Here is a 19,708-nt window from a genome sequence, read left to right as displayed (position 1 = left end):
CCGAACTGCTGGCGCCAGCACAGGAAGTCGAGGTTCTTCCGCATCACCCGCGTTCGATCGGCTCAGGGGACAGCCCTGCCTCCCGGGCCAGGTCCTCTGTGCTGCTCATCGACTCGGGCTGGCTCAGTTCAGCAGCGCCGAGATGCGCTCGACTGCCTTCTGACCTGCGCGCTGCTTGATCAGACCCTCCTTGGCAATCGCCCGTACGTGCAGGGTGGTGGTTCGCTCGCCGCCGCGAGTCGCATCGACGGTGACCACCACCGGGTTCATGTTGAGGGCTCCGCCTCCGGTGAGCACGCGGAGCGTCACTCGGTCCGTTGCTGCCTCTACCAGTTCTGGGTTCGCGCCAGGGGACAGCTCGGCAAGCACAGCGCGGACGCGTTCAAGAGCGAGATCGAATCCCAGCGGCAGTTCGCGGTCGAACTCACCGATGTCATTCTTGAGGAACCGGGAGGCGATCTTCCCGCCGCGGTTGATGCGGCCGAGGGCTTCCGCCAGGAGCTCGTCCTCTGGCTGCTGCATCCGGTGCCCCCTTCTTACCTGCACGATCGAAACGGCTCCGCCAAGACTGCGCTACCCCACCGGTGTTTTCAACGGCAAGGGTCCGTTGCCGCGCCTGTCCAACGTCTGCGAAGCGCCGTTGAGTCTCACCGCACACGAGTTCCAAAGCTCAAGGAGCGCTTCAGTTGGCGGGTTTCACCGAGTACCGCGCCAAGGACGTGCCCGATGCCGCCAACAACTCGTTGACGTCGAAATCCAAGAGCCATTCGGTCTCGGCCCAGGCAGGATGCCCTCTGTGAACCATGTCCTGTGCGGGCTCGCCGCCAATACCGCCCTGCCGCCCGAGCTGATCGACCGGCTGATCGCGGTCGCGGACGCCGACGTCGCCGCGGACCTCGCCGACCGCGCGGACCTCAGCCATGCGCAGGCGGTTGCGTTGAGCTCACGCGTTGAGGAGAGCGCTGTACGGCTTGCCTACGAGGGCCGGCTGATCGCCGCCGACGTCGATCCCGCAGCACAGCCGCATGCCGCCCTCGCCTTGCTCTACGAACGTGCCGGCAGCCCGGAGTGGGCGCGCCTCCTGGCGGCAGATCCGAGCATTGAGTGTCGGGAGAAGCTGGCTGCCTGCTCCGGCCTCCCGGCCGACGTGGTGGAGACGCTCGCCGCGGACCCGGACGTACGCGTCGTCGTGGAACTTGCGTTGTGGACCACGCCGGACGTGGCAGCCAGGCTTGCAGGGCATCCGCACGCCGAGGTCCGCCGCGCGGTGGCGGCCAACGAGGCGACACCCCCGGGCGTACTGGCGGCGCTGATCACCGGTGAGGGGCTGCCTCCCGCGCAGCGGTGCCTGGTCTGCGACCGCGAAGCGACGCCGTTCGTGCACGATCCGCAGTGCCCGCGGCCCGACTGCGATCTGCTGCCGGGCGCCTCTTGCGACGGGTCCCACGAGTCCACCGTGCACGACATGCAGGAGGCTGCACTGCGGAACCCGGCGACACCCACCGAGGCCGCCGTCGGCTTCGTGGACCATCCTTCAATGCTGCTGCGCTGGGCGCTCGCCGCCAGGCCCGGCCTGCCCTCGGAGGTGTGCGTACAGCTCGCCGTTGATCCCATTCCCGGCGTCCGATCCAGCCTCGCCGAAAATCCCTCGATCGACGATGCCCTGATGCGCGCGCTGGCCAGTGACCGTGGCCACGATGTGCAGCGCAGGCTCGCACACAACACGCACGTGCCGCTGGATGTGCTCATCCACCTGGCCGGCGCTACCAAAATCGGCGCCACCCTGCTGCCGCGTGTCGCTGCCGCCTCTTCTGCCGAGCTTGAGGAGCTGGCCCAGTCGCCAAACCCGGCCGCGCGGATGCTCCTGGCCCAACGACGCGATCTGCCGACCGAGATCCGCGACGCGCTGGCCGCCGACCCCGACGCGAAGGTGGTCAAGTCCATCGCTCCGCACCCGGGCCTCTCCGAAGCACAGCTGCGCGCCATGGTCCACCGGCACGGGGCCCGGGTCGTTGCCAAGGTGGCGGCCAACCCGGACGCGACTCCGGCGCTGCTGGAACAGCTGACCCGGCACGAACCATCGGTACACAAGGCGTTCCGCGAAGTCGCCCGGCATCGCAATGCGACGGCCCCGGCGCTGCTCGCCTGCTTGGCGGACAGACAGGCGAGGCCCATAGCCGCCGGCCATCCGGCACTCCCGCCGCCGGTCATCGTAGAGCTGCTCACCGACGCCGACTGGCAGGTAGCGGAAGCGGCAGCCACCAACCCGTCACTGCCGCTTGCTGTCATGTCGGAGCTGGTGCCCTACCCGTAATTGCCCTGTCTGCCAACAGTTGGCGCAACCGATAGCCGCAGCAGTTGGCGCAGCCCGGCGGGCGTCTGCGCTGGGGGCGGTGTCGATCGAGCGGCAGAGGCTGGATGACCGTGTCTTCCTCGCGTCCTCTCCCGTTGCTACTGACAGGGGAGCTACAGCTCTCGGTCTTGGGGAGGAGCGGGCGTTTGCAGCACGATCCGTCAGGCGGTGCGTCGGAAGGCAAGGATGCCCAGGTCATCGTGGTCGGTGCGGGCTTCTCCGGCATCGGTGCCGCGATCCGGCTGCGCCAGCAGGGATTCGGTGACCTCCTGGTGTTGGAGAAGGCTCCGCAGCTCGGGGGTACCTGGCGGGAGAACACCTATCCGGGCTGCGCGTGCGATGTGCCGTCCTCTCTCTATTCCTATTCCTTCAGCCCCAACCCCGGGTGGAGCAGACTCTTCGCAGGGCAGCGGGAGATCCACGACTATCTCCGGACGACTGCGGATCAGTACGGCGTAGGCGAAGCGTTGCGCTGCGGTGTCCATGTGCTGCGGGCCTGCTGGGATCGGTCTGCGGGGCGTTGGCGGTTGGAGACGACCGACGGCGACTACAGCAGCGAGGTGCTGGTCATGGCCACGGGCCCCTGGCACCGGCCACGGCGTCCTGAGGTGTTGGGGCTCGCCGAATTTCCCGGTCCGGTTGTCCACACCGCGCAGTGGGACCACACCGTGGACCTGGCCGGTCGGCGCGTGGCCGTGGTGGGGAGCGGGGCTTCGGCCGTGCAGGTCGTCCCGGCCATCCAGGAACAGGCGGCAGCGGTGCACGTATTCCAGCGCACCGCCCAGTGGATCCTGCCCAAACCCGACTTCCCGGTCCCTCGGGCCCTCGGCTGGTGTCTGCATCACCTGCCCGGCGCGCAACGAGCCATGCGCGGCGCCCAGTTCAGGATGCAGGAGGGCTTCGGTTACGCCTTCCGCCATCCACGGCTCGTGCGCCCCCTGCAGGCAGCTGCCCGTGCCCACTTGCGCCTCGCGGTCCGTGACCGGCGCCTGCGACAGGCGCTCACGCCGCACTACACCCTGGGCTGCAAGCGCCTGCTGACCTCGAGCACCTACTATCCAGCGCTGGCCAGGCCCCACGTCCACCTACACCCCACCGCGGTGTCCGCCGCTCGCGGGAACCGCCTCATCGGTGCCGACGGCACCCAGGCCGAGGCCGACGTGGTGATCCTGGCCACCGGCTTCCACATCGGCGAGCTGCCGCTGGCACGACATGTGTACGGCACGGACGGCCGGACCCTGCACGAGACCTGGGCCGAGAGGCCCGAGGCCTACCTCGGCACCACCGTCAGCGGCTTCCCCAACCTCTTCCTCCTCCTGGGCCCCAACATCCTCAGCGGCTCCACCTCCGCCATCACCGTCCTCGAAGCCCAGCTCACCTACCTGCGCGAAGCCCTGACACACCGACGCCGGGGCGGCTACACCTCCATGGACGTGAAACCGGCGGTCCAGGCCGCGTACAACACCGCGTTGCAGGAGGCGCTGCGCACGACCGTGTACGACGCCGGCCACTGCTCCAGCTACTACCTCAGCCCCAGCGGGCAGAACACCTTCTCCTGGCCCTGGTCCACCGGTCGGCTCATCCGCAGCCTCAGCCGCTTCGACCCAGCGGCCTACACCGTTCAAGGACCCTCTCTGCCCGGCCCCCGGTCCGCGCCCATCACGCCGCATCACACCAGCACCGTTGGTAAGAACGGAACCTCGGCGTGACACAGCAGCCGCCACCGCGACGACAGCCTCACGGCCGCGCCCGAGACACTCGTCTCCGACAAGGGTCACGCAGCGAAGGGGCCCGGGCAGAGTCCGTGAGGCGAAAACCTCAGCGGGCCGCGCTCGCGGGGCTGGGCGTGGGAAGGGCGTGACGCCGCCAGAGGTAGACGGACAGACCGGGAGTCATGGCCTGTGGTCCCCTCCACGGTGCTGGGCCTTCGGCATGGAAGGCTCAGCACGGCTGCGACACGGTGGTGCAACGCGTCCTCTCAGCCGCGCCCCCCATAGCGGCGCCGGCCACGTCTCCCCCAGGTGTCCGGCGCCCCGAGCGACCTGACCCGAGCCTCCCGGCGCCCCTGTTCGCCGTATACGCGACGCTCTCGGTGACCCGGTGGGGTTGAGCGTCCCCAGCGACCCCAGCGGCCACTTCAGCCCGGTGGATCGCAGAGCCATCGCCCGGCGGCAAGGTCACCGTCAGGCCCGGAGCCGCTGGGCCCTTCCGATCCTACGAATGACCGGCGCGGACCCGTGCTGGAAGGCAGGACACGCTCAAGGCTTGCGGCCGATGAAGGCAAGCAAGCGAGTCTGTACGTCGGCGTTTTCGGGTACCTCGACCCGTGGTCCGTACTGCCCGCTGTTGCGGAGCACGTCGTCCAGCGGCAGCATCCCGTCGAGCAACTGGGCGCACCTGCCGGGGTCGAGGCGCTCCTCCTGGCCGGTGGCCCGCGCCAGGTCCCAGGTGTGCATGAAGACGTCGGCGGTGTAGAACCGGTCGACCGCCTGGTCCAGCGCGACCTCTCCGACGTGCGGGTTCGACAGCATCCTCTGCGCCGTGGCCGGATCGTCGAGGAGGGCCTGCACCCCGTCGCTGTGCACCGTCCAGGCCGCCACCGGGTCGTCGTCCACCGACGGCCCTTTCGGCAGTTCGACTCCGGCGCCGGCCTTCAGGAAGTCCGGGAACCACTCGACAAGGTGGCGCACCACGTCCCGGGCGACCCACCCCTCGCACGGCGCTGGGTTGTCCCATGCCCCGGGACGCACTTGGCGCACGCGGTCCGTGAATACCCCTGCGACGGCGCGGTGTTCATCGGCTGCCCTCGTCATGGTCTCAAGCCTTCCCTCTCGGTACGTTGGTCGGCGTTGCCGCTCTGACGGCCCCTGAGCAGCTCGTCAAGCCGCTCGTAGCCTTCGCGGACGCCGCGTTGCATGCCGCTCTTGATCATCGAGTCGCGGGCCTCGACGGAGTCCATGAGGGATTTGGCGGTGACCCGGGTGCGACCGCCGAGGTCCTCGAAGGTGGTTGTCTCCAGGCTGACGCCGTCCGGGAAGCCGTCGTAGGCGAAGGTCTGCACGAGGCGCTCGTTGAGACGTACCTCGTGGAACACGCCGCGGAATCCGTACTCCGTGCCGTCGTCCTCGCGATGCACATAGCGGTACGACCCGCCGGTGCGCGTGTCGTACTCGTCGATCCGCATGGTGAGCCGACGCGGGCCGAGCCACTGGACGACCAGGTCAGGATCGGTGTACGCCCGGAACACGAGCTCAGGCGAAGCATCGAACTCCCGGGTGATGAGGATCGTGGGCTGAACCGGGTCGGCCACGATGTGCGTCTCGTGCCGGCGATTGGTCTCCGCGCCGCTCATGATGCCGCCTCCTTCGTCGGGGTGCCCGTCCCCGGTTGTTCCTTCAGCTGCTCGAGGACGGCATCGAGCCGGCGGAAACGGTCCTCCGCTTCGCGCCGGTAACGTTCGATCCATTGCGTCATCAGGTCGAAGACCTCGCCCTCAAGGTGGCAGGGCCGCCGCTGGGCGTCCCTGCTCCGACTGATCAGACCGGCGTCTTCCAGAACCCTGATGTGCTTGGACACGGCCTGCACGGTCACGTCGTACGGCGCGGCCAGCTCATTGACCGTGGCATCCCCGACGGCCAGCCTGGCCACGATGTCGCGCCGAGTCGGGTCGGCCAGAGCGGAGAACACTCGGGACAGCCTGTCGTCGGCCATCTCGCACCTCACATATTCAACTGATCGGTTGAATAACGCTACGCTCGAACCCGCGAAGTTGTCAACCGACTGGTTGAATAGCGGTCGACGCAGGAGGGTTACGGCCTCCATTCAGGATGTAGACCGGGCGGCGGCGTGATGGCTCCCCCGTTGCTGCCGAAGACGTACGCCGACTCGCCGTCCGGCAGCACGCACAAGAGGAACCGGTCCGCGCCGGGGCGGTGTGGCTACGACGGCCAAGAGCTTGACCAGCCCTAGCTGTCGAGCGTGGGTGACTCGGCGCAACTGCCCCGCCGGACCGGGCTGCAGAACGACACTCGTCCCTCGGCGTCGGTGAAGACCATGGACTTCACGGCGTTCTGCTTGGTCTTGCCGGAGACGAACCTGTCCCGGTCCCTGCGGCCCGCGGCCGGGCGTCGCACACGGAACTCCCTGCCGTCGGTGATCCCGGTCTGACCGTCGGCGCCCAGGTGCTAGATGACCTCGGCGAGACTGCTCAGCCGCATGCCGGCTCGACGGCGCAGCCTCGTTGCGCAAGCAGCGGCCGGACCCCACCGATGGCACGCGTGATGGTGGAGCGGTCCACGCCGAACCAGCACGCCAGCACGTCATGAGTGGTGCCATGACGCAGACTCACCAGCGTGGCCAGCAGCCGGTCGACGAAGACGAACTTGTGCTTCGCCCCTGCCCCCACAGCCCCGCCTTCGCGGCCGAGGCACGAGCCGATCCTGATGCCGGTCGTGCCACAACGACCCGACCTCAGCGATGAGTTCAGCGATCACATCCGGCGACAGCCCCGCAGGCCGGTGATGCCGAGGACTCAGTTCTGGTTCACTGGCCAGAACGCCGCCGGATCGCAGTGGGCCGGGCACACCAGCAGGCAGACCTCGTTGCCAAGAACAGCCCGTAGGTGTCGGCCCCAACGCTGTAGGGCTGCTCCGATTGGCCAGGATGCAGGCTCGGCTTGGGCGGTTCGCCGGCCCACCAGTGCCGGGCGGTGGTCGCGATGATCGCGCCATCGGGACGATCCGGGGAGGGCTGCGCCGCGTACAACGCCAACCACCGGTGAACCGCCCACGCCAGAGTATCGGCGCGTCACACGCAGGAAGCGGAGGGCCACGATCGGGTGATAAACGCTTCCGGGTCCTTCCGCGGCGCGCCGCCCGGGAGAACCCTTGAACATGGGCAATACGACAAAGCTCGGACCCACTACCCAGGAGCTGCGGATCGCCACGGCGATGACCGGCGGCGTGAGCCTGGCGATCTGGATGGGCGGCGTGGCCCGCGAGCTGAACCTGCTCCAGCAGGCGGCCTGGTGGCGCAACGCCCTCCAGGAGGACGATCCCCTGCCCGAGCCGGACGACACCGCCGGCGGCGACGAGCGGGCCAAGGCCCTGTATCTGCGTCTGCTGGAACTGCTGGACACCACCGTCTCCATCGACGTGCTGTCCGGCACCAGCGCGGGCGGCATCAACGCCGCGCTGCTGGGCCTGGCCAGGGCCAGGTCGTGGGACCTCGGGCCACTGCGCGACTTCTGGCTGAAGTCCGGTGCCTTCGAGACGCTGCTGCGCGACCCCGCGCAGAAACAACCGCCCTCGCTCCTCCAGGGCGACGGCGTCCTGTTCCGTGAACTGCTCAACGGAATCAAGGGGTTGGGGCTGGCCTCACAGTCCGGGCTGCCGTCGCCCGGCACCGTCGACGACGACGTCACCAACGGTACGCAGGTCTTCATCACCACCACGCTGCTCACTGGAGAGACGGGACGGTTCACCGACTCCTACGGCACCCAGGTCCAGGACGAGGACCACCGGGGCCTGTTCGTCTTCGACGAGCGCGTCCTGGGCGAGAAGTCCGGCGAGCAGGCCGTGGCGCTGGCAGCCCGCTGCAGCGCCTCCTATCCGGCCGCGTTCGAGCCGTCGTTCCTGCCGTACGACACCCCGGTCGACGGGACCCGCGACGTTCCCGCGCGCCCTGCGATGAGGAAGTACACCAACATCACCCGCTCGCACTGGGCCGCCGACGGCGGTCTGCTGGCGAACCGGCCGATCAGACCGCTGCTGCGGGCCATCTTCGACCGGCCGGCGGAACGTCAGGTGCGGCGCGTCCTCCTGTACGTCGTCCCCTCGGCCGGTGCCGCGCCCGACCCCCGTACGACACCACCGCAGGAGTCCTTCAAGGAACCGTGGACCCTGGGCGAGGCCCTGATGAAGGACCTCGGTGCCGCTCTCAGCCAGTCGATCAGCGCCGAACTGAGCGAACTGCGCGACCACAACGACCGCATGGACGCGCTCCGAGACACCCGCCGCCGTATGGCCGAGGTCGGTGCCCGGGGGCGTATGGCGGCGCGGGCGCTGGCCGAGTGCCGGGGCCGGCTCGGTGAGGACGAGGTGGCGGATGCTGCCGTGGGCCGGCTCCTGACCCCGCAGATGTACGAGGACTTCCGGATCCGGGAGGGCACCTGGCTGGCCCGGCCAGTGATCGCCGCGCTGATGCGCGCCCTGACCACCCGGCCGGCCAAGGCGCTGGCTCAGTCGTGGCTGGCCGCGATGGCTCCGGGCGGCGGCGCGGAGGAAGTCTGCCGGGACGCCGCGGTGAACGCGGTCACGGCGCAGTGGACCTTTCCGGAGCCGGACGACCGAGGCGACGTGCTGTACGGGCGGCTGGCCGACTTCGGGGTGGCTCCATTCGACGGCGCGAAGGCGACCGTGCTGGCGATGCTCCGGGAGGCGTTCGTGTGCTGCCCCGAGCAACGTACGGAGCTGGCGCAGGTCGTACGCCGGGTGCACCGGGCGTTCGTACCGGACAAGCGGCCGGACGGTGAGGAACTCGTCGAGCGAGCGATGAACGAGGGGCAGGCGCGCGGCTCGGCCCTTGGAGGCGTGGCGGGCGACGCCGCGCGGGCGTACTGGGACCAGCGCGGCCGGCCGGCCCCTCCACCGCAGGACGGCGACGGGGAGGACCTCTCCCTCAAGGGCGCGTGGCGCCGGCTCGCGGCCGCCGTGATCCGGCTGCGAGAGCTGGTCCCGCAGCAGAGCGCCAAGCAGGCGGCGGTCGCGCCGCCGGTGGCCACCACGGCCCAGGGAAGACGTCAGCGGGCGGCCGCGGAACTGGGCACCTACTTCGGATTCCTTCCCGATGAGCGCGACGGCGTCGCGCTCGCACTCTTTGAACTGCACGTGGCCACCCGTTCCGTACTGTCCGTGGGCACCGAGGTCGAACAGCCGGTCGAACTGGTGCAGGTCAGCGCCGACACGCGGTGCGCACTCGCACCCCGCCGGCCGACCGCCGCGAAGAAGCTGACCGGGCTGCAGCTGCACCATTTCGGGGCGTTCTACAAGTCGTCATGGCGGGCGAACGACTGGACCTGGGGCCGGCTGGACGGCGCCGGCTGGCTGGTTCACCTGCTGCTGGACCCGCGGCGCGTTCTCACCGTCGTACCGGACGCCGAGGGAGGGAAGAGTCGGGCCGAAGCGTTCTACGAACAGTTGCGCATCCTGTTCGCCGACGGCGAGGACCCCGACCAACCCATCGACGAAGCCCCGGACGGGACCGTCACCCGGCTCACCAAAGAGGCGATCTGCGGCGAGCTGCGCTTCCTCGACCACCCGGACGAGCGCGTGCCGTCCAGCCTGCCCCTGACGTCGCTGTGGATCGCGCAGAGCTGGCAGCGGTGCGTCGCGGAGGTCGAACTTCCGGTCATCGCACGGGAGATGCTCAGTACACCGGCTACCCGGACACACCCATGGGCCACGCAGGTGCTCGACGTCGCAGGCAGCCCCGAGCGAGCCCGGGCAGCGGCCCAGACCGCGGTCGCCGCGGTGATGAGCGGCGACTGGACCGCGCGACAGCGGGAACTGATCAAGCAGGAACAACGAGCCGCCGAACAGCGGGAACTGATCGAGCGGGAACAACGAGCCGCCGAACAGAGGAAACCGAGCAACGAGCAACAGCAGGCCGCCGGGCAGCGAAATCCGGGCGAGTCACCACAGCGAACCGCCCCGCCGCAGAAGCCGGGCGCCTCGGAGCGCCAGACCTACGACCCGGTCACACGCGCGGACCCCGCCGCCCTCGCCGCACTGCTGGCGTCCTGCCCGGTGCCCGACGAGACCTTCGCCGGCGAGCTGGGGCAGCCGCTGCTGACCCGCACCGTCAGCAAGGCCGTCGCCGTGGCCACCGCCGGGGTCTGCGAAGTGCGCCGGATGCCGGCGCCGCTGAAACCGTTCCTCGCCTCGACCCGCACCATCACGCTGGCGGGCTACCGCGCCTCCGCCCTCACCCGCGGCCGGTCCCGCACTCTCATCCTCACCGGCGCCGCCGCGCTGACCGTCGGTGTCCTGTCGATGATCCAACGCGTCACCTGGCTCGGTCTGACGGGCACGCTGCTCGCACTCATCGGCTCCTATCTGCTCGTCCTCGGCACCTGGGCACACTGGCGCAAGGCGCTGGTCGCCGCGGGAGCGCTCACCGTCGTGGTGGCGGTCTTCTTCACCGGCTGCCCGGTCGGCCGCCGCGTGCTGTTCGGCACCGGCGGCCACGACACCGGGGTGGTCGGCCGGGACGTCGTGCCGTGGCTGCGCACACCGTGGTGGCACCCGATCGTCGCGCTGGCCGGAATCGTGCTCCTGACGCTGCTGTTCAGCGGGGTGTTCACGGCGGCGGGGCGGGGGATCCGGCGCCGCGTCGACCGGCTGACGGGCGCGCCCACGACCGCCGGGCCGACATCACAGTCCGGCTCAGACTCCGGCGCCGAAGTGGCTACCGGCCAGACGAAGGAGCCGACCGGCCACACGGAGCCGCACTCCGGGCGGGGAATCCCCAGGTGACCCGGCCTCAAGTGTCCGTCGGGTGCCGGGTGACGCCGATACCAAGGTGCTTCAGCTCGGCGCCTAGGGACGGGCGGCTGGTCGTCTGGGCACAGGGCGAAGCTCAACCGCCTTCTGGACGCGTCCGAACCATCTTGAACAGCGACTTTGCAAGGCTCCCTCACCGTTACGCCAGATGACTGGAGATACAAGGCCACCCGTTGCGTCTCATCGGCGACTCCGGCACCGGCACCGGCACCGGCAAGTCTCACGCTACGGGCGCGTCGACCTTTTGTGCATCGATGGTCTGCGCGGCCATCGCCGAGGGCTCATATTCGGCGGGAACATCATCCAGACCGGTACCAACTCTCATCGGCTCGCCCAGACCAAGCCCAGGTCGCCCAGGCTGACTGCCTCGACCCGATAATCCCTGGGATGGCCTGTGGCAGCTTCCGTATCTTGGCGCCATGAAGGATGAGGGAGAGTCAACGCTCTTTGTGAACCACTGGGGTGACACATCGGACCCGGCCTCAGATGGGCGCGAGTCCTCCAGGGACGCCTGCTCATGCTTCGACCAGTCCAAGCCGCATCCGCGAGCCCGGGCCGGCTTCCACACCGAACGGCAGGATACGTCCGCCCCGGGCTGGCAGCACTTGCTGGAACTGGTGGACGAGGCCGCCGCCGACGGCCGCGAGGAGTTCCGCCCTCTGTTCAAGCTCAGCCCCGAAGAGCGGCGGCAGGTCGTCACCCTGCCGCCGAGCATCGCCAAGCTCACGGCGGTCAGGCATCTCGTGCTCTACGGCAGCAATCTGGTGCGGATTCCGCCCGAGATCGGGGCCATGACCAGCCTGGAGGAGTTCACCCCCTACACCTCCTACCGGCTGCACTGGTTCCCCTACGAGATCACCCGGTGCCGGAAGCTGACCCGCAGTACGGTGAGCACCCGCGCGCTGTTCGGCAACTACAAGCTGCGACCGCCCTTCCCACGGCTCGCGCCCTCCCAAGACTCCGTCGCGGAACGCGATCCTGCAGACCTGGATCCCCGACGCTGGGGTGCCACCGCGATCCACAGCTGCAGTACCTGCGACCGGCCGATCGAGCAGGCCGGACTCCATCAGGTGTGGATCTCGATACGAGTGGCCACCGACGTATTGCCCCTGCTGGTCAGCGCCTGCTCGCCGGAGTGTGTGGCCGCGCTGCCCAACGGCGCCCAGGACTACATCCCCTCACCGCACAAGGGCGGCAGCGTCGATCAACCGCCGCCTGACTGGGACTGACCAGCGAACACCCTTCTCGCAAAGGTGAGCGACGCCGGAATTCATCGACTGGCGATCACCGGCTGCACCGTTCGCGTGCCGCAGCAGCGGGAAGGCGAACTGTGAGGAGCGGCAGAAAGTAGCCGACGAGGGGCCCCATGCCCAGCGCGACGAGTACGGTCCCGCCCCCAAGGCTTCCACCGAGAGTCCAGCCGATGCAGGCGACGGCGACGTCGATTCCCGTACGCACCACCGCGACGGGTAGGCGGGTGAGTCGAACAAGTCCGGTCATGATGCCGTCGCGTGGACCCGATCCGAACTGTGCGCCGAGGTAGAGCGCATCAAAGAAGGCCAGTGCAACGAGGCCGACGACGAGGTACCCGATCTCGGCAACTATCCCCTGAGGGGCGGGGAGCACGGCCGCGGTGGCGTCCGCGGCGAAGCCGACGACCGCGACGTTGAGGAGAGTGCCGAGCCCCGGCAGTTCCCGCAGAGGTATCCAGGCGAGAAGCACCAGAAGTGAGATCAGGTTCGTGGCCCATCCGAACGAGATGCCAAGACTCTTCGCCGTGCCGTCCGTGAGTACGCTCCAGCTGGCTGTGCCAAGACCGGACTGGACGAGCATCATGACGGCGGCGCCGTACCCCACCAAGCCGGCCAGGAGCTGGGGGATGCGACGCGCCGTTCGGCCCGCCCGAACTTGGGCGAAGGCGTTCATGCGCCTCATCACAGGGCGGTCGTGAGGGGCCGGGACGGACAGGTGCGCAGCGGAAGCGGGAGGAGCCATAGCGCAAGCCTCCACGCCATCTGGACTCTGATTCCATAACCAGATTGCTTAAGCTGGTTCGGTGAAAATCAGTTCGCACGCGGTAGCGCGCATGTTGGGAACCTGGCAGGAGGGACCCGGGCCGGCACACCAGCGCCTCTCCGACAGGCTGCGGCTGCTGGTCCTGGACGGACGTCTCTCCCTTGGGGCGGCGCTGCCGAGCGAACGCGACCTGGCTACCGCGCTCGGCACCAGCAGAACCACCGTCGGTGCCGCATACCGCACTCTTGTCGAGCACCGGTACCTCGCCACGAGGGCGCGCGCCAGGGCGACTGTACGGCTCCCCCATGACACGCCGTCCGAGCGGCCGTCCGGCACGGACTCGGCGACCATCGACCTGTCGTTCGCTGCGCCACCGGCACCCGCCGAAATCCTCCACGCCGCTTTCGCGGATGCTCTCGAACGGCTGCCGCTCCACTTCGAGCGGCACGGATACGACCGATACGGCACCGCGGAGCTGCGCGAAGCGGTTGCCGATTGGTATCAGCGCAGAGGGCTGCCCACTGCACCCGATCACATCATGATCACCAACGGTGCACAGCACGCGCTCGGTCTTCTGGCGCGAACGCTCCTGGCCCCACGCGACAAGGTCTTGATCGACCATCCCACCTACCCGCACGCGATCAGGACCTTTACTGCGGCGCGCGCCCGACTCCTGCCCGTCGCCGTTGAGGCGTCCGGCTGGGACACCGCGCAACTCCATGCAGCAGGGCGTGCCGCACAACTGGCCTACCTGATACCCGACTTTCACAACCCGACCGGGATGTGCATGTCCGCGAGCGTGCGCCGCCGGCTCAGACTGGCGTGTCCCACGATCATCGACGAAACCATGACCGACCTGGCTCTGGACGGCGCGAAACCGGAACCCTTCGCCGTACACATGCCGACCGCCGTCAGCATCGGCTCGGTGTCCAAGAGCATCTGGGGCGGCCTTCGCACCGGCTGGATTCGCGCCGTGCCCTCACTCCTTGAGCGCCTCGAACAAGCCCGCCCCGCTACAGACCTCGGCACCCCCGTCGTCGAACAGCTGGCCACCGCCGTCCTCCTGAACGAGCGCCGGACCGAACCGCCCGACACGCTCCAGCAACTGCGATCGCAACGGGACGCACTGCGGCGCGCACTCAGCGAGTACCTGCCCGACGTCCACGCACCCCAGCCAGCCGGAGGCGTGACGCTTTGGGCAGCGTTCCCCGAGCCCATCAGCTCACGGCTGGCAGCGATCGCGCCGGACTACGGAGTGACCATCGCGGCCGGACCACGATTCGGGATCGGCGGGGCATTCGAACGCTACATCCGACTGCCGTACACGCTCCCTTCGAGCCGGCTCACCGAGGCGATCCGCAGGCTCGAACAGGCACAACTGGCTCTCGCCCAGGGCGCTACCGGAACCCACACTCCCGCACCCGTTGCGTGAGCTGCGACCGTTCCTGCCTGTCAGTAACGGGCGTTGTGGCAGGTGACGGCATCATCGGCAGGTGATGGACGGGATTTCACACCGGGTGCGGACCCGCGTTCAGTGGCGTGACCCGCCCAAACGCCTCCTCAACCTCGTCGCCACCGACGTCGTCGTGCTGGCCCGCGCTCTCACCCACCTCAAGGACACAGGCTCGGCCGAGTTGCTCGACGCGTACTCCGACACCTGCCTGCGCCGCATAGGGCGGGCCAAGCACCTCTCGTATTTCATGACGACGACTCTGCACACCGACCCGGAGCAGTCCGTCTTCGAGACCAGGTTGCAGCTCTCCCAGCTCGACCGGATCGCGACGTCGGAGCACGCCGCCGCCGAACTGCCGGGACTTCACGCGGCGCTTCCTCGAAGCGCAGGGCCTCGCCCCGGACGATGCGTTGGTACAGGTGCTGATGGCGCTCGGCGACGGCATGGTCTATCAGCGCATCGTCTTCGGAGAGGACCACCACGCGGTCATGGCGCGCCAGATCGAGGGGTTCAGGCGGCTGGTCCGATCGATGACAGGCCACCGGGCCGACTCCGCCTGACGAGCCGTGGCGGCCGCACGCACACTACGTGATGCGGCGCATCCTCGGCCCGATCCCGCGCAAGGACCTGCCGCGCGGGGTGGTACTCGACCGCGAGCAGACCGCCGCCCTGTGCCGCAACGTCGTCGACCTGCTCGTGGACCTGCACGAGGTCGACCTCACAGCCACGGGACTCGGTGACCTCGGCAAGGGCGGCTGGTACGTAAGCCGCCAGGTGGAGGGCTGGTCGGAGCGTTACCGCAAGGCGCGCACCTGGAACGTCGGCGGCTTCGAGCGGGTGATGCGGTGGCTGGCCGACAACCAGCCGGCCGACCGGCCGCACACCCTGGTGCACAACGACTTCCGCTTCGACAACGTCGTACTCGACGCCGAGGACCCCACGCGGCCTGTCGGTCTTCTCGACTGGGAACTCGCCACTGTCGGCGACCCGCTCATGGACCTCGCCAACGGCCTCGGGTACTGGGTGCAGGCGGACGACGGCAGGCACATGCAGGCGTTCCGGCGTCAACCCACCCATCTGCCCGGGATGATGACCCGGGAGGAGGTGGTGGCACACTACTGCGGGCGCACCGGCACCAGCGTGACGAACCGGGAGTGGGCCTGGACCAGGTCTTCGGCCTGTTCCGCGTCGCCGTCATCGCCCAGCAGGTCTATCAGCGGTATCTCACCGGGCAGACCACGAACAAGCAGTTCCGTCTCTTCGGCATCGCGGTCGTGCTGCTCGAACTGCGGTGCCGCCGCATCATCGCCGCCGCCCGACGGATGTCCCCCGACATCGCCGACGCCCAGGTAGGGAAGTAGCCATGACCTCGAACAGGGAGCCCAACGCCGTGCCCCTGACCCGCCGCCTCCTCTCGCCCCGCCACTGGACGCCGCCCCTGGCTCCCGCCGACGAAGGGCGCACACCCACCACGCGCCGTTTCGCCGTCGCCCGCCGGATCGCGAGCGGCGGGCACGGCCCTGAGGACGTGATCTTCGACGGAAAGGGCAGCCTGCTCACCGGTCTCGCCGACGGCAGGATCGTGCGCGTCGACCCGGCCACCGGTGCGTGCACGGTGGTGGGCGACACCGGAGGCCGCCCGCTGGGACTCGAACCCTCCGCCGACGGCAGCGTCCTGGTCTGCGACCACGACCGGGGGCTGCTGCGGATGTCCGCCGACGGCTCGGTCGAGGTGCTGGTCGACACCGTGGCGGGCCGGCCGCTCACCTTCGCCAGCAACGTGGCCGAGGGCCCGGACGGGACCATCTGGTTCACGGTGTCCACGCGACGCTGGGACCTGGAGCACTACCTCGGCGACGTCATCGAGCACTCCTGCACCGGCCTGCTCGTCCGCCGTGACCCCGACGGCACCGTCACCGTGCTGCGTGACGACCTGAAGTTCGCCAACGGCCTCGTCCTCGCCCCGGACGCCTCGCACCTGCTGGTCGCCGAGACCACCGGGTACCGGGTGAGCCGCCACTGGCTCACCGGCCCGAAGGCAGGGACCGGCGAGCCCTTCGTCGAGAACCTCGCCGGCATGCCCGACAACATGAGCCTCGGCAGCGACGGGCTGCTGTGGGTGGCGATCGCAGCACCCCGCAACGCCCTGCTCGACCGGCTGCTCCCGTTGCCGGGATTCCTTCGGACCGTGGTGTGGAATCTGCCCGAGGCCGTACGTCCCAAGGCCACGCCCATCGCCTGGGTCATGGCCTTCGACCTCGACGGCCGCCTCATTCACGACCTGCGCGCGACTGGGGGCACCTCCCGCTCGAGCGAAGACGAGAGTGGGGGAGGCTCGTACGGCTTCGTGACCAGCGTCGCCGAGTACGACGGGATCGTGGTGGCGGGCAGCCTGCACGAGGACGACCTCGTCGTGCTCAGCCTCTGACGCGTGCCTCGCGGCGCAGGGCGGTCGGTGTCCGGCCCCACCAGCGTCGGGCGCAGCGAGTGAGGACCGCCTGTTCGGCGAAACCGACGAGGTTGCTGACCTGGGCCAGCGGCATGTCCGTCGTGGTCAGGTAGGTACGGGCCCGGGCCCGGCGCACCCCGTCGAGGATCGAGGCGAACGACTCGCCCTCCGCGGTGAGTTGGCGCTGCAGGGTCCGTGGGTGCACGGCGAGGACCCGGGCGACGTCGACGAGGTCGGTGGAACCGGTCCCCAGGGACTGGTCGAGCACCGCGCGCACCTTCGCGGCCACCACCGGCCCGGCCTCGGGAGAGTGCCGGGACAGAAACGCCAGCGCGAGCCGGCGCAATGTCTCGTCGACCCCGTCGAGCGGGCGCGCCAGCAGGCTCGACGGTACCCGCAGGAGTGCGCTGTCGCGTCCGAAGCGGACCCGGGCGCCGAAGGCGTCCTCGTACCGCGTCCGTGGTGCCACGGGCTGATGAGGCAGATCGACCGACCGCAGGCCGTAGCCGCCACCGACGAGGAACATGACGGCGCGGTGGACGAACAGCGTGGTCATGTCGGTGGCCTGTGACAGCGGCTGTACGCCCGCGCCGAAGGAGTACCGCAGCCCGACCACCCCGCGCGCCCCGTCGGGGTCGTCCACCAACGAGACACTGAGGTCGCGCGCGTGGACGAACAGATACCGGGATGTGCACTCCAGTGCGTCGGCGACCGAAGCGGAGTGCTGGATCGCCACCGCAAGCGGGCCCAGCATGCCGAAGTCCTGCGCCTCGGCCACCCGCAGGCCCAGGTCAGGACAGCCGAGGTCGGCTGCGGCGATCTCCAGGACCGCGGCAAGAGCGGTGTCCTCCACGAGCAGCTCATCGGTGTCGAGCGCCCCGTCCGGCAGCCCAGCCCGCCGGGCGTACGCGTTCGCGTCTCCGCCGAGGCTCTCCACGACCTGCCGGAACTTCTGCAGACCTGCCGACCGGACCAAGGACACCCGCACAGCATGACGTTCGTGTCATCGGGGATCAAGACGACTCCATCGCCAGTGGACGGTTCCTGGTGCTGGAGCGAGGTCATCGCGCGGGTGGCGGGTGCCGGCCGCCCGCTCTCGCGGTGGACATGGCAGGGCATGGGCTGCCCGCCCGTCGGCCGGAATGCCTCACCGGACGCCCGTACGACTCCGAGTCGCCGGCCACCGAAGTCTCGCCGGTGGCGGACGTGGACCTCGACCAGGCGGGTGACCTGCTGGTTTCGCAGATCAGGCAGCTCGGCCGCGGTGGCCAGGTCCCCGGCTGGTCGTCGTCCAGCCACACGTAGCCGGGGCGGGTGTCACCGGGCGGCCGACGACGACCACCGGCGTTCCCGGCACCGTTGCCCATGGGCGCGCATCATCAAAGGAGGGGAGACCATCGACGAGGAGTGGCGATGAGGTTGTCGTTCCTTGAACCCCTCTACGCGGAGCCGGGCCCGTTCGCCTCCGTATACCTGGACACCTCCCGAAACGTCGAGCATCCCGAGCGGGCGATAGCGCTGCGCTGGGGGCGGCTGCGCGAGAGTCTGTCCCGTCAGGGCTCGGACCGGGCGCTGCTGAACGTTCTGGAGGAGGTGGTCGGCGCCGACACAGAGGTGCCGGGGGTGCACGGTCAGGCCATCTTCGCCGCCCACGGCACGCTCGTCCTGGACGGGGAGCTGCCCAGGCCGCCCGAGCACGACTCCGCGCGCTACAGCACCCTGCCGGACGCGATGCCCCTGGTCACCCAGCACGTTCCGGAGATCCCCTACATGGCCGTAGTCGTCCACTATGGCGGCCTTCCGACCGCCGAGACCCACGGCTGGGTAACTCTGGAGGCGGAGACCGGCACCTGGCCCGCGTCCACCGTCACCCCGGGTGAGCGGCTGCACCGCAGGGTCGCGGTGGCGACCTGGCACCGCACCTCCCTCCGGCTCGGCCACCAGCTGGACGATCGGGCGCGGCGCGCCCATGCCGACGCCGTCGTCGTGGGCGGGGACGAGTGGGCGTGCAACGTACTGATCCGCCGCCTGCCGCACACCCTGCGGGACAAGGTCGTACGCGTGGGCGGCCGGACCCCCACGGACACCGGGCGCGCCCTGTTGGAGCCGCAGCTCGACGGCGTCTTCCGCGGCCGCATGGCCGCGCACGACCAGGAACTCGTGGACATCTTCATCGGTCGGCGTGCCCTGCACGGACCCATGACGGAGGGGCTGGCCGCCACCGTCGCCGCCCTCCAGCGCGGCCAGGTCGCGGCACTGCTGCTGAACCGGCCGCCAGGGTCTTGGTCTTCGCTGCGGCTCTGGGCGGGCTCCCAGCCCACTCAGCTCGCCCTGACCGAGGCGGAGCTGATGTCCTTCGGCGTGCGGGCCCCGCGCGAGGAACGTGCCGACGAGGCCCTCGTCCGGGCCCTCGTCGGCACCGGTGCCGAGCTGGTCGTCGTACCGGAGAGCGAGCTGAGGCTGTACGAGGGCGTGGGCGCCCTGCTGCGGTACACCGACCCGGGGACCCCGACCTGACGCCGGCGCGCTGCGGCCTCCCGGATCTCGGGTCGGGTCGCCCCTTGCGCCCGCCCCGGATCGCCCGCGCGCGGAACGTGCCGACACTGGGCTGGAGCGGCAGCGCGGCGGATGGGGCACATGTGAGCGACGAGGCGACGTCACGACGGATCACGGCCGGGTTCTTCCGGGAGCACCCGGTCTCCGAGCTGGCCGAACGATCCGCCCGGTGGCTCAACCGGCAGGGCCGGCTCACCGAGCCGATGGTCAAGCGGCCCGGCTCGGACCACTACGAACCCATCGGCTGGGACGCGGCCTTCGCACTGCTGGCCGGGGAACTGGCCCAGCTGGACTCCCCCGACGAGGCCGTCTTCTACACA

At 69.6% G+C, this 19,708-nt stretch carries 18 protein-coding genes and 2 pseudogenes; 12 read left to right on the top strand and 8 right to left on the bottom strand.

The window, feature by feature from the left end; genetic code table 11:
* Positions 1-123 precede the first annotated feature (123 nt).
* Entirely contained in the window at positions 124-522 is a 399-nt protein-coding gene (locus OIC96_RS46440) for a hypothetical protein (RefSeq protein ID WP_330302026.1), read from the bottom strand.
* A gap of 274 nt (positions 523-796) precedes the next feature.
* On the opposite strand from OIC96_RS46440, the gene OIC96_RS46435 reads away from it, so the two are divergent.
* Complete coding sequence (locus tag OIC96_RS46435; protein WP_330302027.1) at positions 797-2,314, top strand: hypothetical protein; 1,518 nt, start codon at positions 797-799, stop codon at positions 2,312-2,314.
* 185 nt (positions 2,315-2,499) lie between these two features.
* On the top strand, positions 2,500-4,062 hold the full coding sequence (locus OIC96_RS46430; RefSeq protein WP_330302028.1) for a flavin-containing monooxygenase: 1,563 nt from the start codon (positions 2,500-2,502) through the stop codon (positions 4,060-4,062).
* A gap of 549 nt (positions 4,063-4,611) precedes the next feature.
* On the opposite strand, the gene OIC96_RS46425 is transcribed toward OIC96_RS46430, so the two are convergent.
* The 5 genes from OIC96_RS46425 to OIC96_RS46405 all read right to left on the bottom strand — a co-directional run bounded on the left by OIC96_RS46425 (position 4,612) and on the right by OIC96_RS46405 (position 6,758).
* Positions 4,612-5,166, bottom strand: coding sequence for a TIGR03086 family metal-binding protein (locus tag OIC96_RS46425; protein ID WP_330302029.1), 555 nt, complete (start codon positions 5,164-5,166; stop codon positions 4,612-4,614).
* Positions 5,163-5,705 carry an SRPBCC family protein gene (locus tag OIC96_RS46420; protein ID WP_330302030.1) on the bottom strand — a complete coding sequence of 181 codons (543 nt, stop codon included), beginning with the start codon at positions 5,703-5,705 and terminating at the stop codon, positions 5,163-5,165. Before OIC96_RS46420 ends, OIC96_RS46425 begins: the two co-directional genes overlap by 4 nt.
* On the bottom strand, positions 5,702-6,064 hold the full coding sequence (locus OIC96_RS46415; protein ID WP_330302031.1) for an ArsR/SmtB family transcription factor: 363 nt from the start codon (positions 6,062-6,064) through the stop codon (positions 5,702-5,704). Before OIC96_RS46415 ends, OIC96_RS46420 begins: the two co-directional genes overlap by 4 nt.
* Positions 6,065-6,318: 254 nt before the next feature.
* On the bottom strand, positions 6,319-6,486 hold the full coding sequence (locus OIC96_RS46410) for a hypothetical protein (protein ID WP_330302032.1): 168 nt from the start codon (positions 6,484-6,486) through the stop codon (positions 6,319-6,321).
* Positions 6,487-6,560: 74 nt separating this feature from the next.
* Positions 6,561-6,758 carry a helix-turn-helix domain-containing protein gene (locus tag OIC96_RS46405; protein ID WP_330302033.1) on the bottom strand — a complete coding sequence of 66 codons (198 nt, stop codon included), beginning with the start codon at positions 6,756-6,758 and terminating at the stop codon, positions 6,561-6,563.
* A gap of 487 nt (positions 6,759-7,245) precedes the next feature.
* Between OIC96_RS46405 and OIC96_RS46400 the strand changes: the two genes are divergently transcribed.
* Positions 7,246-10,887 carry a patatin-like protein gene (locus OIC96_RS46400; protein ID WP_330302034.1) on the top strand — a complete coding sequence of 1,214 codons (3,642 nt, stop codon included), beginning with the start codon at positions 7,246-7,248 and terminating at the stop codon, positions 10,885-10,887.
* Between the two features lie 446 nt (positions 10,888-11,333).
* Positions 11,334-12,143, top strand: coding sequence for a leucine-rich repeat domain-containing protein (locus OIC96_RS46395; protein ID WP_330302035.1), 810 nt, complete (start codon positions 11,334-11,336; stop codon positions 12,141-12,143).
* A gap of 55 nt (positions 12,144-12,198) precedes the next feature.
* Here OIC96_RS46395 and yczE read toward each other — a convergent pair whose 3' ends face one another.
* A complete protein-coding gene (gene yczE, locus OIC96_RS46390; protein ID WP_330302036.1) occupies positions 12,199-12,840 on the bottom strand; it encodes a membrane protein YczE in 642 nt (213 codons plus the stop codon).
* Positions 12,841-12,970: 130 nt separating this feature from the next.
* Here yczE and yczR point away from each other — a divergent pair, with 130 nt between their 5' ends.
* The 5 genes and pseudogenes from yczR (at position 12,971) to OIC96_RS46365 (ending at position 16,811) form a co-directional block, all read left to right on the top strand.
* Complete coding sequence (gene yczR, locus OIC96_RS46385) at positions 12,971-14,362, top strand: MocR-like transcription factor YczR (protein WP_443058489.1); 1,392 nt, start codon at positions 12,971-12,973, stop codon at positions 14,360-14,362.
* 127 nt (positions 14,363-14,489) lie between these two features.
* Positions 14,490-14,768 (top strand): annotated as a pseudogene (locus OIC96_RS46380) (4-hydroxybenzoate 3-monooxygenase); the annotation flags it as partial.
* Positions 14,769-14,793: 25 nt separating this feature from the next.
* Positions 14,794-14,943, top strand: coding sequence for a hypothetical protein (locus OIC96_RS46375; RefSeq protein WP_330302038.1), 150 nt, complete (start codon positions 14,794-14,796; stop codon positions 14,941-14,943).
* Positions 14,944-14,974: 31 nt separating this feature from the next.
* On the top strand, positions 14,975-15,736 hold the full coding sequence (locus OIC96_RS46370; protein ID WP_330309951.1) for a phosphotransferase family protein: 762 nt from the start codon (positions 14,975-14,977) through the stop codon (positions 15,734-15,736).
* A gap of 10 nt (positions 15,737-15,746) precedes the next feature.
* A complete protein-coding gene (locus tag OIC96_RS46365; protein ID WP_330302039.1) occupies positions 15,747-16,811 on the top strand; it encodes an SMP-30/gluconolactonase/LRE family protein in 1,065 nt (354 codons plus the stop codon).
* On the opposite strand, the gene OIC96_RS46360 is transcribed toward OIC96_RS46365, so the two are convergent.
* Positions 16,801-17,814, bottom strand: coding sequence for an AraC family transcriptional regulator (locus OIC96_RS46360; RefSeq protein WP_330302040.1), 1,014 nt, complete (start codon positions 17,812-17,814; stop codon positions 16,801-16,803). The genes OIC96_RS46365 and OIC96_RS46360 overlap by 11 nt on opposite strands.
* A gap of 125 nt (positions 17,815-17,939) precedes the next feature.
* Here OIC96_RS46360 and OIC96_RS46355 point away from each other — a divergent pair, with 125 nt between their 5' ends.
* From OIC96_RS46355 to OIC96_RS46345, 3 genes and pseudogenes are all read left to right on the top strand, one after another.
* Positions 17,940-18,137 carry a hypothetical protein gene (locus OIC96_RS46355; RefSeq protein ID WP_330302041.1) on the top strand — a complete coding sequence of 66 codons (198 nt, stop codon included), beginning with the start codon at positions 17,940-17,942 and terminating at the stop codon, positions 18,135-18,137.
* A 108-nt stretch (positions 18,138-18,245) separates the two neighbouring features.
* Positions 18,246-19,349 carry a baeRF2 domain-containing protein gene (locus tag OIC96_RS46350; protein ID WP_330302042.1) on the top strand — a complete coding sequence of 368 codons (1,104 nt, stop codon included), beginning with the start codon at positions 18,246-18,248 and terminating at the stop codon, positions 19,347-19,349.
* 119 nt (positions 19,350-19,468) lie between these two features.
* Positions 19,469-19,708, top strand: a pseudogene (locus OIC96_RS46345) (hypothetical protein); the annotation flags it as partial.

The sequence above is a fragment of the Streptomyces sp. NBC_00775 genome, from assembly GCF_036347135.1.
Classification (GTDB): domain Bacteria; phylum Actinomycetota; class Actinomycetes; order Streptomycetales; family Streptomycetaceae; genus Streptomyces; species Streptomyces lutosisoli.
This window is presented reverse-complemented; position numbering and strand designations above follow the sequence as displayed.

What these genes read in the sequence shown, in the direction of transcription:
- OIC96_RS46415 (WP_330302031.1), bottom strand. Translation starts at nt 6,064, where the DNA reads ATGGCCGACGACAGGCTGTCCCGAGTGTTCTCCGCTCTGGCCGACCCG.
- yczE (WP_330302036.1), bottom strand. Translation starts at nt 12,840, where the DNA reads ATGAACGCCTTCGCCCAAGTTCGGGCGGGCCGAACGGCGCGTCGCATC.
- OIC96_RS46365 (WP_330302039.1), top strand. Translation starts at nt 15,747, where the DNA reads ATGACCTCGAACAGGGAGCCCAACGCCGTGCCCCTGACCCGCCGCCTC.
- OIC96_RS46440 (WP_330302026.1), bottom strand. Translation starts at nt 522, where the DNA reads ATGCAGCAGCCAGAGGACGAGCTCCTGGCGGAAGCCCTCGGCCGCATC.
- OIC96_RS46355 (WP_330302041.1), top strand. Translation starts at nt 17,940, where the DNA reads ATGGCAGGGCATGGGCTGCCCGCCCGTCGGCCGGAATGCCTCACCGGA.
- OIC96_RS46350 (WP_330302042.1), top strand. Translation starts at nt 18,246, where the DNA reads ATGAGGTTGTCGTTCCTTGAACCCCTCTACGCGGAGCCGGGCCCGTTC.
- OIC96_RS46400 (WP_330302034.1), top strand. Translation starts at nt 7,246, where the DNA reads ATGGGCAATACGACAAAGCTCGGACCCACTACCCAGGAGCTGCGGATC.
- OIC96_RS46370 (WP_330309951.1), top strand. Translation starts at nt 14,975, where the DNA reads ATGCGGCGCATCCTCGGCCCGATCCCGCGCAAGGACCTGCCGCGCGGG.
- OIC96_RS46425 (WP_330302029.1), bottom strand. Translation starts at nt 5,166, where the DNA reads ATGACGAGGGCAGCCGATGAACACCGCGCCGTCGCAGGGGTATTCACG.
- OIC96_RS46395 (WP_330302035.1), top strand. Translation starts at nt 11,334, where the DNA reads ATGAAGGATGAGGGAGAGTCAACGCTCTTTGTGAACCACTGGGGTGAC.
- OIC96_RS46420 (WP_330302030.1), bottom strand. Translation starts at nt 5,705, where the DNA reads ATGAGCGGCGCGGAGACCAATCGCCGGCACGAGACGCACATCGTGGCC.